Below are 14,369 nucleotides of genomic sequence, written 5' to 3'. Positions count from 1 at the left end.
AATGAAAACGCTGCTGATTATTGACTCCGCTCTTGGACAGGCTCGCGCTTACATGGCGAAAACCCTGCTGGGTGCGGCGGCACAAAAAGCAAATCTGCAATTTATCGATAACCCGAATGAAGCAGAGCTGGCGATCGTGCTCGGCTCCAGCGTGCCAAACGACAGCGCGCTGACCGGCAAGAAAGTGTGGCTCGGCGACGTGAACCGCGCTGTTGCGCACCCGGAGCTGTTCCTCAGCGAGGCGAAAAGCCATGCTGCGGTCTACAGCGCACCGGTTGCCACTGCGGCAGCTGCCGCTCCGGCAGCAAGCGGCGGCGTGAAGCGCATCGTGGCGGTGACCGCCTGCCCGACCGGGGTGGCACACACCTTTATGGCAGCTGAAGCGATCGAAACCGAGGCCAAAAAACGCGGCTGGCAGGTGAAGGTTGAAACCCGCGGCTCCGTGGGGGCTGGCAACGCCATCACTCCGGAAGAGGTGGCCGAGGCGGATCTGGTGATCGTGGCGGCAGATATCGAAGTGGATCTGGCGAAATTTGCCGGTAAGCCGATGTACCGCACCACCACCGGGCTGGCGCTGAAGAAAACCGCGCAGGAGCTGGATAAAGCCCAGGCGGAGGCCAGGCCTTATCAGCCCTCTGGCAAAGCCCAGGCGGCAACGGAAGGGAAGAAAGAGGGTGCGGGCGCATACCGTCACCTGCTGACTGGCGTCTCCTATATGCTGCCGATGGTGGTGGCGGGCGGTCTCTGTATCGCTCTGTCGTTTGCCTTTGGTATCGAAGCGTTTAAAACCCCTGATACCCTGGCCGCTGCGCTGATGCAGATCGGCGGCGGTTCAGCATTCGCCCTGATGGTGCCGGTGCTGGCAGGTTACATTGCGTTCTCGATTGCTGACCGTCCGGGTCTGACCCCGGGCCTGATTGGCGGTATGCTGGCCGTCAGCACCGGCTCTGGCTTTATCGGCGGTATCATTGCGGGCTTCCTCGCAGGCTACGTGGCGAAGGCGATCAGCCAGAAGCTGAAGCTGCCGCCGAGCATGGAAGCGCTGAAGCCTATCCTGATCATTCCGCTCTTCTCCAGCCTGGTGGTTGGCCTGGCGATGATCTACCTGATCGGTAAACCGGTTGCGGGCATCCTGACCGGCCTGACCCACTGGCTGCAAACCATGGGTACGGCCAATGCGGTCCTGCTGGGGGCGATCCTCGGTGGCATGATGTGTACCGACATGGGCGGTCCGGTGAACAAAGCGGCCTATGCCTTTGGCGTTGGCCTGCTGAGTACCCAGACCTACGCCCCGATGGCCGCTATTATGGCTGCGGGCATGGTGCCGCCGCTGGCGATGGGTATCGCAACCCTGGTTGCGCGTAAAAAGTTCGACAAAGGGCAGCAGGAGGGTGGCAAAGCCGCGCTGGTGCTGGGCCTGTGCTTCATCTCTGAAGGGGCGATTCCGTTTGCCGCACGCGATCCTATGCGGGTGATCCCCTGCTGTATCGTGGGTGGTGCGGTGACCGGGGCGATCTCCATGGCGATTGGCGCGAAGCTGATGGCCCCGCACGGCGGCCTGTTTGTCCTGCTGATCCCGGGTGCTATCACGCCGGTGCTGGGCTACCTGGTGGCAATCGTTGCCGGTACGCTACTGGCAGGTCTGGCCTACGCCTTCCTGAAGCGTCCAGAAGCGGAGATGGCGGTGAAAACCGCGTAACGCGAGCTGGATCAAAAAGGGCAGCCCACGGGCTGCCCTTTTTTTTGGCCGGTGGCGCTACGCTTACCGGGCCTACGCGATCGTAGCTGTCTGCACCTGCTGCGCCTTCAGCCACGCAATCTCTTCACCCCAGATATCGGAGTTAATGGTCTCAAGGATCAGCGGAATACCGTCGAAGCGGGCATCCTGCATGATCCAGCTAAAAGCCGCGTGGCCAATATTGCCTTCGCCCAGGCTGTGATGGCGGTCAACGCGGCTGGCGAAGGCGCTTTTGGCGTCGTTGAGGTGCATTCCCCGAAGATACTGGAAACCGACGATGCGCTCAAACTCGGCAAAGGTTTTTTCACAGGCTTCGCTGCCGCGCAGATCGTAGCCTGCCGCAAAGGCGTGACAGGTATCGATGCAGACGCCGACGCGGGATTTATCCTCCACGCCGTCGATAATCGCCGCCAGATGCTCAAACTTAAAGCCGAGGTTGCTGCCCTGGCCAGCGGTGTTTTCAATCACCGCCGTGACGCCCTCGGTTTTATCCAGCGCAATGTTGATCGACTCGGCGATGCGCGCCAGGCACGCATCCTCCGGGATCTGCATCAGGTGGCTACCGGGGTGGAAGTTCAGCAGGGTCAGCCCCAACTGCTCGCAGCGCTGCATCTCATCAATAAAGGCTTCTCGCGACTTCTCCAGCGCCTCGGCTACCGGGTGCCCGAGGTTAATTAAATAGCTATCGTGAGGCAGGATCTGGCCCGGACCAAAGCGGTGTTTCTCACAGGCCGCTTTAAACTCATCGATGGTCGCGCCAGTGAGCGCCGCTGCCCGCCACTGGCGCTGGTTTTTGGTAAACAGGGCAAAGGCGGTGGCCCCGATCTCTGCCGCACGTACGGCGGCATTTGCCACGCCGCCCGCCGCGCTCACGTGCGCGCCAATAAATTTCATGTACCACTCCTGTAAAAACCCGCAGGTAAAAGCCAGGGCATATGATAGCGGGTTAACAGCCGCAGTTTGTATTGATTTATGCCATCAGATGATGAACCGCCAGGTTGATGACGCCGCCGCCGACGATCAGCCAGATAAAGAGCAGCAGCGCCATCAGCAGCGGCCGCGCCCCCGCTTTGCGAATCGCGCTAACGTGGGTCGTGATACCCAGAGCCGCCATCGCCATGGCCAGCAGCAGGGTATCCAGCGTCACCAGCATATCAACAGCGGCCTTCGGCAGCAGGCCAAAGGAGTTAAACACCGCCACCGCAATAAACAGGATCGCAAACCACGGGATCGTAATCTTACTGCGTTGGCCGCCGTTAGCAGGAGCCAGCTGCTTCACGCGGGCAGCAAGCAGGATGAGAAAGGGCGCCAGCATCATCACGCGCAGCATTTTAGCAATCACCGCCGCGCTCTCGGTCTCCGGGCTAACGGCGTGGCCTGCGGCAACCACCTGAGCAACCTCGTGCATCGTCGACCCTATATAGATGCCGTAGCTTTCCGGGGTGAACCAGTGAGCCAGCAGCGGGTAGATTGCTGGGTAGATGAAAATAGCCAGCGTGCCGAAAATCATTACCGTGGCAATCGCCACCGTTACCTTGCTGGCTTCGGCTTTCACAACCGGCTCGGTAGCCAGCACCGCCGCCGCGCCGCAGATGCTGCTGCCCGCGCCAATCAGCCAGCTGGTGTGCTTGTCGAGGCCGAATACCTTCTGGCCCAGCAGGCACGCCAGCAAAAAGGTGCTGGAGAGTGTCAGCAGGTCTATCACGATACCGCTGACGCCAACGTCAGCAATCTGAGAGAACGTCAGGCGAAAGCCGTACAGAATAATCCCCAGCCGCAATAGGTGCTGTTTAGCAAACACAATCCCGCTCTCGCACGGTCGCCCAATCTGCGGATAGAGGGTGTTACCGAGCACCATTCCGATTAAAATAGCCAGCGAAAGGGCGCTAAAACCGGCACCGGCAACGGCCGGGACCGTACCGCTCCACAGCGCCACGCCCGCTACGGCAGCGCTTAGCGCCAGGCCCGGCACAAGATGCCCCACGCTACGATGATGTTTTAATGTCAGTTCAGCCATAACCTTCTCCTCTGTTGGGATAAAGGTTACGTTGGGCTAGCTTAAAAATAAAATTGATTATATATTTATAATTAATCTATATAAGTGGTAAGCGTGACGCTTGCCTCCAGGATCGTGACCATGCATATCACTCTGCGCCAGCTGGCCGTTTTTGCTGAAGTGCTGAAAAGCGGCTCAACCACCCAGGCCTCCCAGATGCTCGCGCTCTCTCAATCGGCGGTCAGCGCGGCCCTGACCGATCTGGAAGGGCAGCTGGGCGTGCAGCTTTTTGACCGGGTTGGTAAGCGGCTGGTGGTGAACGAGCACGGGCGATTGCTCTATCCCCGCGCACTGGCGCTGCTGGAGCAGGCTACGGAAATAGAGCAGCTCTTCCGGGAAGATAACGGGGCGATCCGCGTCTACGCCAGTAGCACCATCGGTAACTATATCCTGCCAGAGGTTATTGCCCGCTACCGGCGCGACTTCCCAGGACTGCCGCTGGAGATAAGCGTGGGCAACAGTCAGGACGTAATTAATGCGGTAGCGGATTTCCGCGTGGATATTGGCCTGATTGAGGGGCCATGCCATACCGCCGAGATCGTCTCTGAGCCCTGGCTGGAGGATGAGCTGGTGGTGTTTGCCTCCCCGGCTTCGCCGCTGTTGCAGGGGGAGGTCACGCTGGAGCGTCTCGCCAGCGCGCCGTGGATCCTGCGCGAGCGCGGTTCCGGTACCCGGGAGCTGGTGGATTATCTGCTGCTTTCCCACCTGCCGCAGTTTCATCTTGGTATGGAGCTGGGCAACTCAGAGGCCATCAAGCATGCGGTACGTCATGGGCTGGGGATCAGCTGTTTGTCGCGGCGGGTGATTGCCGAGCAGCTTGAGACCGGCACGCTCAAGGAGATCGCTCTCCCGCTACCGCGGCTGGTGCGCACCCTGTGGCGCATTCACCACCGGCAGAAGCATCTCTCCAACGCCCTGAAGCGCTTTTTACGCTACTGTGAAATATAGGGATTTGTATGCTTTACTTATAATCCATTAGCGATCATGAAGCTCTCTTATAACCGCATATTTGAGCCAGAAGGATGTGGTGACGTCTGCTACAATCCCGCCTCATTTTTTGGATGGATAGCATTTTCATATGGTTTCCGAAACTAAAACCACACAAGCGCCCACGCTTCGCCGTGAACTCAAGGCGCGTCATCTGACCATGATCGCCATTGGCGGATCGATTGGGACAGGTCTCTTTGTTGCCAGTGGCGCAACTATCTCCCAGGCGGGCCCCGGCGGCGCGCTGCTCTCTTATATCCTGATTGGCCTGATGGTTTACTTCCTGATGACCAGTCTCGGCGAGCTGGCGGCCTATATGCCGGTATCCGGCTCGTTTGCGACCTACGGGCAGAAGTACGTAGAAGAGGGCTTTGGCTTCGCGCTGGGCTGGAACTACTGGTACAACTGGGCGGTGACCATCGCCGTTGACCTCGTGGCCGCGCAGCTGGTCATGAGCTGGTGGTTCCCGGACACGCCGGGCTGGATCTGGAGCGCACTGTTCTTAACCGTCATCGTGCTGCTGAACTGGATCTCCGTGAAGGGCTTTGGCGAGGCGGAGTACTGGTTCTCGTTAATTAAGGTCGCTACCGTCATTATCTTTATCATCGTCGGCGTGATGATGATCCTGGGTATCTTCCACGGCGCAAAACCGGCTGGCTGGAGCAACTGGGGGATCGGCGACGCGCCGTTTGCTGGCGGTTTTGCCGCCATGATTGGCGTGGCGATGATCGTGGGCTTCTCTTTCCAGGGCACTGAGCTTATCGGCATTGCCGCAGGTGAGTCGGAAGAGCCAGAGAAAAATATTCCGCGCGCGGTGCGTCAGGTGTTCTGGCGTATCCTGCTGTTCTATGTCTTCGCGATTCTGATTATCAGCCTGATCATTCCGTATACCGATCCGAGCCTGCTGCGTAACGATGTAAAAGACATCAGCGTCAGCCCGTTCACCCTGGTGTTCCAACACGCGGGCCTGCTCTCTGCGGCGGCGATTATGAATGCGGTGATCCTGACGGCGGTGCTCTCAGCGGGTAACTCCGGCATGTACGCCTCTACGCGTATGCTCTATACCCTGGCCTGTGACGGCAAAGCGCCGCGCGTCTTCTCCCGTCTCTCAAAGGGCGGCGTACCGCGCAACGCTCTGTATGCGACCACGGTCATTGCCGGGCTCTGCTTCCTGACTTCGATGTTTGGCAATCAGACGGTTTACCTGTGGCTGCTGAACACCTCGGGCATGACCGGCTTCATCGCATGGCTGGGAATTGCCATCAGCCACTACCGTTTCCGTCGCGGCTACGTTATGCAGGGCCATAACCTGAACGACCTGCCGTACCGCTCCGGTTTCTTCCCGCTGGGGCCGATCTTCGCCTTTGTACTGTGTCTGATTATCACCTTAGGTCAGAACTATCAGGCCTTCCTGGAGGACGCCATTGATTGGGGCGGGGTGGCTGCGACCTATATTGGTATTCCACTGTTCTTGATTATCTGGTTCGGCTACAAGCTGACCCGTGGAACGAAATTTGTCAGCTACAAGGACATGGAGTTCCCGGACAGATTCAACAAATAAACGCTTTCACTATCAGGCCCTTTCATTTTGAAAGGGCCTTTTTTTGCCTGCTATTTCCCCCTAAACCGCCATCTTGACATAACTTTTAACAATTTAATTGATAATCATTATTATTTGCTTTATCGTTACGATCGCTCCGCCAGCGTAGCGGGGGTAAATAAAATGTGTGAGCAAAACTTCTTAGATTTGTTGTAGTTATCTCATGGAGAAATGGAATGTTTAGGTTGAATCCCATCGTGCGGGGAGGGCTTTGTGCGTCCGCAATGGTGCTGGCGCTGCCCGCTTTTGCCGTCGACAGCGAGTCCGATACGCTGGTCGTCACCGCCGCCGCCACGGAGCAGAATCTGAAAGATGCCCCGGCCAGTATTAGCGTTGTGACGCAGCAGGATCTGCAGCGTCGGCCGGTCAATAATCTCAAGGATGTGCTGCAGGACGTGCCGGGCGTACAGCTCACCAACGAGGGGGATAACCGTAAAGGCATTAGCATCCGTGGTCTCAGCAGCAGCTACACGCTGATCCTGATCGACGGCAAGCGCGTTAACTCCCGCAACGCGGTATTCCGCCATAACGATTTTGACCTGAACTGGATCCCGGTGGATGCCATCGAGCGCATTGAGGTGGTACGCGGCCCGATGTCCTCACTCTACGGCTCCGACGCCCTGGGCGGCGTGGTCAACATTATTACCAAAAAGGTCGGCCAGCAGTGGACCGGCACGCTCTCTGCGGATACCACGATCCAGGAGAAGCGCGATCGCGGCGATACCTACAACGGCCAGTTCTACACCAGCGGCCCGCTGGTGGATGGTGAGCTTGGTATGAAGGCCTTCGGCAGCGTGGCGAAGCGTGAGAAAGATAAGCAGGCGCCGTCCGACACCGCTGCGACCGGTGAAACCCCGCGCATCGAAGGATTTACCAGCCGCGATGCTAACGTTGAATTTGCCTGGACGCCAACCGAAAACCACGACTTTACCGCCGGGTATGGCTTTGACCGCCAGGACCGCAATTCCGACTCCCTCGATCGTAACCGCCTTGAACGCCAAAACTACTCCCTGAGCCACAACGGCCGCTGGGACGTCGGCACCAGCGAGCTGAAGGTCTACGGCGAGAAGGTAGATAATAAAGATCCGGGTAGCAAAGGCATCACCTCAGAAAATAACACCGTGGATGGCAAATATGTTCTGCCGCTGGAGATGATTAACCAGTTCGTGACCGTCGGCGGCGAGTGGCGTCACGACAAGCTCAAGGATCCGGTTAACCTTACCGGGGGGAGCAGCAGCAACACCTCTGCCAGCCAGTATGCGCTGTTTATTGAAGATGAGTGGCGCATTTTCGAGCCGCTGGCGCTGACCACCGGTATTCGTATGGACGATCACGAAACCTATGGAGATCACTACAGCCCGCGCGCCTACCTGGTCTATAACGCCACCGATACCGTCACCGTGAAAGGCGGCTGGGCCACGGCGTTCAAAGCGCCCTCTCTCTTACAGCTTAGCCCCGACTGGGCCACTAACTCCTGCCGCGGCAGCTGCCGAATTGTAGGTAGCCCGGATCTGAAGCCGGAGACCAGCGAAAGCGTTGAGTTGGGGCTCTACTACAGCGGAGAAGAGGGCTGGCTGGAGGGAGTGGAAGGCAGTATTACCACTTTCCAGAACGACGTGGACGATATGATCAGCATCAATCGTACGGCTGATGCCGCCGCCGCGCCGTCCTACTCCAACTTTGTCGGTTTCTATACCAATGCCAACGGTCGCCGCGTCCCCACGTTCCGCTACTTCAACGTGAACAAAGCGCGCATTCGCGGCGTAGAAACCGAGCTGAAGGTGCCGTTTGACGAGGCGTGGAAACTGACGCTGAACTACACCTACAACGACGGGCGCGATCTCAGCGACGGCGGCGATAAACCGCTGCAGGAGCTGCCGTTCCATACCGCCAACGGGACCCTGGACTGGCAGGCGATGCAGGAGTGGTCATTCTATGTTTCCGGTAACTATACCGGCGAGAAGCGTGACGTAAGCAACACCGGTAAAACGCCGGGCGGCTATGTGATCTGGAACGCGGGCGGCGCATGGCAGGCAACAAAAAACGTCAAGCTGCGCGCGGGGGTGCTCAATCTCACGGATAAAGATCTGAGTCGGGATGACTATAGCTATAACGAAGATGGCCGACGCTATTTCATGGCGGTAGATTATCGTTTTTAGCAGACAATAAAAAGAGGGGGGTGCCAGCCCCCCTAAAAACGACAACTTATTTCTTATTCTCAGAAGTGAAGTAAAACTTAATGACGCCAATAATAAGGGCTCTAATCTTAAAAGGCCCAATAAAACCGGTAATAATCCCTATTAAAGGGAATAGAAGTTGATAGTGACTGCCGCGAAATAACACATCTAAAAAGGCCAGCGCGCTAACGACGCAGACCAAACTGCTTATTATAATGTTCCCCGGTGAGGCTTTCTCTATGTACCCGGACCAGCAGGAGACGATAAAGGCGCTCAGACCGCAAAAGGTGGCCAGTGGATGATTCACTAAAAAAAAAGCAAGGCTAGCGAGATAGTGCATCGCTGCTATGGCCCGATCGTTTTAAATCGGCAAATACGGCGGAGATCACCTGCGCCGTCTCTTTATTGTTTTTTGCTTTCCACTGCGAGTAGAACCACAACGTTTTGTTTATCACGCTTCTTTTTAATACCGTGACGCCTTCAACCTTAAAAATACTTAACAGAGGTTCGGTTGAGATGATCACCGCCTCATGATTGCTGACCTTATGCATCATATCAATAAGATCGCTATCAGAAATTTTTTTGATATTCCTGAAGTTTATTTTATCCGTCATAAACAGATCGGTTACGCCGCTGTCTGTATTAAAGTCATGGTAAACATCAACGTCACCGCCGCCAATCATTTTTGCACAGGCGGAGGGCGTTGAGTTAATAGAGATCTCAAAGGATACCGGCTCTGCCCGGCTGTACTGGCCTGCGTAATTTTCATCAGCGATTACAATGTCATAGAAGTGAAGCTCCGAGCAGAGATCCTCCTGTTTTATCTCATCGGCGATGGAAAACTCATGATTGATATTATGCTTTGCAAGCGCAACGCTTAGGTGGCTTATGATTGAATTAGGTATACTTTTACTGAACATTATACGGGTAACAGGTAGCCCATCATCAGTATACACACAGTGTTCGATCTTAACCAAATCATTGTAGTAGGGCACAATTTTGTTATAGAGGATTGTGCCGAATTTACTGGGCGTCATGCCCTCTTTGGTTCTGATAAAAAGTGGGATCCCCAGCGCCTGCTCAATATCGGAAATCGCCTTGCTCATTGGCGTTCTGGATATGTGCATTCGATGACAGGCCTTACTTACGCTGCCTTCCTCCATTACCGCTATAAAATATTTAAGCTTATTAGAGATAAACAGGTTCATTACTCCCTCCGACAGTGTGAGAACTGCTTCATAGGTAAGTTAACATCAAACTACATACAGTGGATGTGCATTTTCCGTCGGCGTATGCCTGAGAAAGATGCGGTTATTCTATCGTGTTACAAATTTTTAACTTCAAAAAATAAAGATCGATACGATTGATATTATTTATCAATGATTTTCAGCTATTCATTTGCAAAATCAATAAATTGTGTACCATCAGCTTTAATGCCTGTCGGGGGAGGAGTAACGTGTGCAGAAAAACGAAAAGATCCGGGGAAAACAGCGCGGTATCTATCTGGAATACTGTTTTGATTTTGCTAAGACGATCACACTCCTATTAAAATAGTTTCGCAAATATTATTAAGCAACGTTGTCAGACCAGTTAAGCCTTAATTAACTATCCCGGAGCATCCGGGATAGTTATTTTAACAGGCTATTTAATTAGCCTGCAAATGCTGAGCATGAAAACGCAGGTGGTCTTCAATAAAGCTGGCGATAAAAAAGTAGCTGTGATCGTAACCCGGCTGTACGCGCAGGGTCAGTGGCCAGTCGGTTTGACGTGCGGCCTCGGCGAGGCGGGCAGGCTGGAGCTGCTCGGCCAGGAATGCGTCGCTGTCACCCTGATCGATTAGCATTGGAATAGCGTCTTCCGGCTGGCTGGACTGCATCAGCGCGCAGCTGTCCCATGCCTGCCAGTCGCTGCGGTTATCGCCCAGGTAGGCGCTAAACGCTTTCTCTCCCCACGGAACCTGTGCCGGGTTAACGATAGGCGCAAAGGCCGATACGCTGGTAAATCTGCCCGGGTTTTTTAGCGCCATGATCAGCGCGCCGTGACCGCCCATCGAGTGGCCGCTGATAGCGCAGCGATCGCTGACGTTAAAGTGCGCTTTCACCAGGGCCGGCAGCTCGTCACGGAGGTAGTCATACATCCGGTAGTGGGCGGCCCAGGGCTGCTGGGTGGCATTGAGATAGAAACCCGCGCCTTTACCCAGATCGTAACCGGCATCGTCAGCCACGTTGTCGCCACGCGGACTGGTGTCCGGCATGACCAGTACGATCCCGAGCTCCGCCGCTATACGCTGCGCCCCTGCCTTTGTCGTGAAGTTTTCATCGTTACAGGTCAGGCCGGAGAGCCAGTAGAGCACCGGCAGCGGCGCATCGTTTGCCGACGGCGGTACAAAAACGCTGAAGGTCATCGTACAGTTCAGTACGGCGGAGTGGTGCTGCCAGCGCTGTTGCCAGCCTTCATAGCAGCGGTGCTGTTCGAGCATGTCCATGCTTGTCTCCTCGGATCGTCATACTTTCGTCTGTTTTATTAATCATACAGATAATTCCCCGCCTCGGGAGTAACTTTCACTTCCGCAGCAAGACATTATCAAGCATCATAAACGCAACTTTTTGTTAACATTTGAGGCGGTTATGGCGGTACGTATTGCGCTGGCCGGGTTTGTGATGCTGATTGTAGCGATGGGGATTGGACGCTTTGCTTTCACGCCCCAGGTGCCGCTGATGATCCGCGACGGCCAGCTCAGCCTGACCAGTACGGGCCTGGTGGCGGCGATGAACTACCTTGGCTATCTCATCGGCGCGTGGGATGCCATGCGTGCCCGCCAGCGCGTTGAACAGAGGCTGTATGTCGGCATCGGCGGGGCGGTGCTGCTGACCCTTCTCTCAGCGCTGGCGGTGGATCCGCTGCTCCATGGCATACTGCGGCTGATTATTGGCGTAATGAGCGGCTGGGCGATGGTGCTGACCGCGGCCTGGGTCGGCGATCGGCTGGCACATACCGGCAGAACGGGCCTCAACGCAGCGGTCTTTGCCGGGCCAGGAGCCGGCATTGCCCTCAGCGGATTGCTGGCGGTGGCGATCCAGGCCCAGGGGCTGTCGGCGGCGGCGGGCTGGCTGGTGTATGGCGTGCTGGCGCTGGTGCTGATTATGCTGATTGCGCGCGATCTTCCCCGTCCAGGTGCCCTGCACCGTAGCGGCGAACAGCCGCAGCCGCTTCACCTGACGAGAGATATTAAACGGCTGGCGTGGAGCTACAGCCTCGCCGGATTTGGCTACATCCTGCCCGCCACCTTTTTGTCGCAGATGGCGGCGCTGCGCTTTCCCGGTAGCCTGTTTGCCCAGTTCGTCTGGCCGGTATTTGGCCTGGCCGCGATGGTTGGTATTGCCCTCAGCGTGGCGCTGCGTCATAAAGGAGAGAGCCACCAGCGTCTCGCCGTGGTGCTCTGGCTACAAGGGGTAGGGGTGATTGCTGCCTGGCTGCTGCCGGGCATGGCGGGGCTGGTTTGCGGCGCGCTGCTGGTGGGCGGCGGTTTCCTCTCTGCGGTCCAGCTGTCGCTGCTTTATGGCCGCGAGCTGGCGGCAGGGCATGCGCGCTATATGGCCGGGCTGCTTACTACCGGTTATGCGGTTGGCCAGCTGATCGGACCGATGACGTCGGCGCTGTCAACCTGGCTGACCCATTGCCTGGAGCCTGCGCTGGGTCTGGCAGGGGCAGCGCTTTTTATCGCCGGAGCGCTGGTTTGGCGACGTCATGATGAAAGGTAATAACAATTTCACCAATTATCATGACGCAATACTAGATTCTGCCTGCATCCTAACGCACAATGATTGCGCACTTTGCCCCGTTAGCGGCAAAGGAGAGCATCACCTGCTGGAGAATAAATAATGCCATCACTCAGTAAAGAAGCGGCCCTTGTCCATGAGGCGCTGGTCGCGCACGGGTTGGAAACGCCGCTGCGTCCACCTGTCGACCTCGACAAAGAAACCCGTAAACGTCTTATTGCCGGACACATGACCGAGATCATGCAACTGTTAAATCTCGATCTGAGCGATGACAGTCTGATGGAAACGCCGCAGCGTATCGCCAAAATGTACGTTGACGAGATCTTTTCCGGCCTCGACTACGCTAACTTCCCGAAGATCACCGTCATTGAAAACAAAATGAAGGTAGATGAGATGGTCACGGTGCGCGACATTACGCTGACCAGCACCTGCGAGCACCATTTCGTCACTATCGACGGCAAGGCAACGGTGGCCTATATCCCGAAAGATGCGGTCATCGGTCTCTCGAAGATCAACCGTATCGTGCAGTTCTTCGCCCAGCGCCCGCAGGTGCAGGAGCGTCTGACGCAGCAGATCCTCACCGCGCTGCAAACGCTGCTGGGAACCAATAACGTGGCCGTCTCTATTGATGCGGTGCACTACTGTGTGAAAGCGCGCGGCATTCGTGATGCCACCAGCGCCACCACCACTACCTCGCTGGGTGGGCTGTTTAAATCGAGTCAGAATACGCGTCAAGAGTTTCTGCGCGCCGTGCGTCATCATAACTGATCCCGTCAATGACGCGCAGAGGCGACGCCATGGAACGAAACATTACGCTGGATTTCATTCGTGGCGTCGCCATCCTCGGTATTCTACTGCTTAATATCAACGCCTTTGGTCTACCGAAGGCGGCCTATATCAACCCCGCCTGGTATGGTGACATCACGCTGCGCGATGCCTGGACCTGGGCCGCGCTTGACCTCTTCGCCCAGGTGAAATTCCTGACGCTGTTTGCACTACTGTTTGGTGCGGGGCTTCAGCTACTGCTCTCCCGGGGCAAGCGCTGGATCCAGTCGCGTCTTACCCTGCTGGTGCTGCTGGGCTTTATTCATGGTCTGCTGTTCTGGGATGGCGATATTCTCCTGGCCTACGGGCTGATGGGCTTAATCAGCTGGCGGCTGGTGCGCGACGCACCGGGCGTCAAGAGCCTGTTCAATACCGGCATTATGCTTTATCTCGTGGGCATCGCCGTGCTGCTGCTGCTGGGCTTTATCTCCGGTAACCAGACCAGCCGCTCGTGGCTGCCTGACGCGGCCAACCTCCAGTATGAGCAGTGGTGGAAGACCAACGGCGGCTATGAAGCCATCAGCAACCGCGCGGATATGCTCTCTAATAGCCTGATTGCGCTGGGCGCGCAGTATGGCTGGCAGCTGGCGGGTATGATGCTGATGGGGGCGGCGCTGATGCGCAGCGGCTGGTTAAAAGGGCAGTTTAGCCTCCGTCACTACCGTAAAACCGGCGTGCTGCTGATCCTTGCTGGCATGGCGATCAACCTGCCAGCGATTGTTGCTCAGTGGCAACTGGGATGGTCGTACCGCTGGTGCGCCTTTTTCTTACAGGCCCCGCGCGAGCTTAGCGCACCGCTGCAAACCATCGGCTATGCAGCGCTGGCCTATGGCTTCTGGCCACAGATTTGCCGCTGGCGTATGGTACTGGCGGTGGCCTGCGTCGGGCGGATGGCGCTGAGCAACTATCTGTTACAGACCCTGCTCTGCACCACGCTCTTCTATCACCTCGGCCTGTTTATGCGCTTTGACCGCTTACAGCTGCTGGCCTTTGTTCCACCTATTTGGGCCGTGAATATACTCTTCTCCATTCTTTGGCTACGGCATTTCCGCCAGGGGCCGCTGGAGTGGCTGTGGCGTAAGCTAACCGCCCGTGCGGCAGGCGTTACACTCTCCCACACATCCAGATAACGATCTGGATCACAATCATTAACAAAACGGATGTAACCGTTTTCAGTGGTGTGACCTTCCTCACGTAGCGCCGCCGC

General features: G+C 56.5%; 11 protein-coding genes. 7 read left to right on the top strand and 4 right to left on the bottom strand.

Going from position 1 to position 14,369, the window contains the following annotated elements:
• Position 1: 1 nt before the first annotated feature.
• On the top strand, positions 2-1,699 hold the full coding sequence (fruA, locus tag NR795_RS10070; RefSeq protein WP_257758099.1) for a PTS fructose transporter subunit IIBC: 1,698 nt from the start codon (positions 2-4) through the stop codon (positions 1,697-1,699).
• A gap of 72 nt (positions 1,700-1,771) precedes the next feature.
• Here the strand turns inward: fruA and nfo are convergent, their stop codons facing one another.
• Both nfo and NR795_RS10060 read right to left on the bottom strand, forming a co-directional pair.
• Complete coding sequence (gene nfo / locus NR795_RS10065; protein ID WP_222888350.1) at positions 1,772-2,632, bottom strand: deoxyribonuclease IV; 861 nt, start codon at positions 2,630-2,632, stop codon at positions 1,772-1,774.
• Positions 2,633-2,708: 76 nt separating this feature from the next.
• Entirely contained in the window at positions 2,709-3,755 is a 1,047-nt protein-coding gene (locus tag NR795_RS10060; protein WP_257758093.1) for a YeiH family putative sulfate export transporter, read from the bottom strand.
• A gap of 120 nt (positions 3,756-3,875) precedes the next feature.
• Here NR795_RS10060 and yieE point away from each other — a divergent pair, with 120 nt between their 5' ends.
• The 3 genes from yieE to cirA all read left to right on the top strand — a co-directional run bounded on the left by yieE (position 3,876) and on the right by cirA (position 8,540).
• A complete protein-coding gene (gene yieE / locus NR795_RS10055; protein ID WP_257758092.1) occupies positions 3,876-4,742 on the top strand; it encodes a DNA-binding transcriptional regulator YeiE in 867 nt (288 codons plus the stop codon).
• A gap of 130 nt (positions 4,743-4,872) precedes the next feature.
• Entirely contained in the window at positions 4,873-6,342 is a 1,470-nt protein-coding gene (locus NR795_RS10050; RefSeq protein WP_144817094.1) for an amino acid permease, read from the top strand.
• A gap of 215 nt (positions 6,343-6,557) precedes the next feature.
• The gene (gene cirA / locus NR795_RS10045; RefSeq protein WP_144817095.1) at positions 6,558-8,540 is read left to right on the top strand and encodes a catecholate siderophore receptor CirA; all 1,983 of its coding nucleotides are present in this window, start codon (positions 6,558-6,560) and stop codon (positions 8,538-8,540) included.
• 341 nt (positions 8,541-8,881) lie between these two features.
• Here cirA and NR795_RS10040 read toward each other — a convergent pair whose 3' ends face one another.
• Together NR795_RS10040 and fghA are read right to left on the bottom strand one after the other, a co-directional pair.
• A complete protein-coding gene (locus NR795_RS10040; RefSeq protein WP_144817100.1) occupies positions 8,882-9,766 on the bottom strand; it encodes a LysR family transcriptional regulator in 885 nt (294 codons plus the stop codon).
• 437 nt (positions 9,767-10,203) lie between these two features.
• The gene (gene fghA / locus NR795_RS10035; protein WP_257758085.1) at positions 10,204-11,043 is read right to left on the bottom strand and encodes an S-formylglutathione hydrolase; all 840 of its coding nucleotides are present in this window, start codon (positions 11,041-11,043) and stop codon (positions 10,204-10,206) included.
• Positions 11,044-11,185: 142 nt separating this feature from the next.
• Here fghA and NR795_RS10030 point away from each other — a divergent pair, with 142 nt between their 5' ends.
• The 3 genes from NR795_RS10030 to yeiB all read left to right on the top strand — a co-directional run bounded on the left by NR795_RS10030 (position 11,186) and on the right by yeiB (position 14,292).
• The gene (locus NR795_RS10030; RefSeq protein ID WP_257758084.1) at positions 11,186-12,319 is read left to right on the top strand and encodes an MFS transporter; all 1,134 of its coding nucleotides are present in this window, start codon (positions 11,186-11,188) and stop codon (positions 12,317-12,319) included.
• Between the two features lie 120 nt (positions 12,320-12,439).
• Positions 12,440-13,105, top strand: a complete 666-nt coding sequence (folE, locus tag NR795_RS10025; RefSeq protein WP_144817105.1) for a GTP cyclohydrolase I FolE — start codon at positions 12,440-12,442, stop codon at positions 13,103-13,105.
• A gap of 29 nt (positions 13,106-13,134) precedes the next feature.
• Positions 13,135-14,292 carry a DUF418 domain-containing protein YeiB gene (gene yeiB, locus NR795_RS10020; protein ID WP_257758083.1) on the top strand — a complete coding sequence of 386 codons (1,158 nt, stop codon included), beginning with the start codon at positions 13,135-13,137 and terminating at the stop codon, positions 14,290-14,292.
• Positions 14,293-14,369 lie beyond the last annotated feature (77 nt).

Source organism: Pseudescherichia sp. L3 (assembly GCF_024656065.1).
Lineage (GTDB): Bacteria > Pseudomonadota > Gammaproteobacteria > Enterobacterales > Enterobacteriaceae > Pseudescherichia.
This window is presented reverse-complemented; position numbering and strand designations above follow the sequence as displayed.

Excerpts from the sequence above, each read along its gene's own strand:
- fruA (WP_257758099.1), top strand. The coding sequence starts at position 2 with ATGAAAACGCTGCTGATTATTGACTCCGCTCTTGGACAGGCTCGCGCT.
- nfo (WP_222888350.1), bottom strand. The coding sequence starts at position 2,632 with ATGAAATTTATTGGCGCGCACGTGAGCGCGGCGGGCGGCGTGGCAAAT.
- NR795_RS10060 (WP_257758093.1), bottom strand. The coding sequence starts at position 3,755 with ATGGCTGAACTGACATTAAAACATCATCGTAGCGTGGGGCATCTTGTG.
- yieE (WP_257758092.1), top strand. The coding sequence starts at position 3,876 with ATGCATATCACTCTGCGCCAGCTGGCCGTTTTTGCTGAAGTGCTGAAA.
- NR795_RS10050 (WP_144817094.1), top strand. The coding sequence starts at position 4,873 with ATGGTTTCCGAAACTAAAACCACACAAGCGCCCACGCTTCGCCGTGAA.
- cirA (WP_144817095.1), top strand. The coding sequence starts at position 6,558 with ATGTTTAGGTTGAATCCCATCGTGCGGGGAGGGCTTTGTGCGTCCGCA.
- NR795_RS10040 (WP_144817100.1), bottom strand. The coding sequence starts at position 9,766 with ATGAACCTGTTTATCTCTAATAAGCTTAAATATTTTATAGCGGTAATG.
- fghA (WP_257758085.1), bottom strand. The coding sequence starts at position 11,043 with ATGGACATGCTCGAACAGCACCGCTGCTATGAAGGCTGGCAACAGCGC.
- NR795_RS10030 (WP_257758084.1), top strand. The coding sequence starts at position 11,186 with ATGGCGGTACGTATTGCGCTGGCCGGGTTTGTGATGCTGATTGTAGCG.
- folE (WP_144817105.1), top strand. The coding sequence starts at position 12,440 with ATGCCATCACTCAGTAAAGAAGCGGCCCTTGTCCATGAGGCGCTGGTC.
- yeiB (WP_257758083.1), top strand. The coding sequence starts at position 13,135 with ATGGAACGAAACATTACGCTGGATTTCATTCGTGGCGTCGCCATCCTC.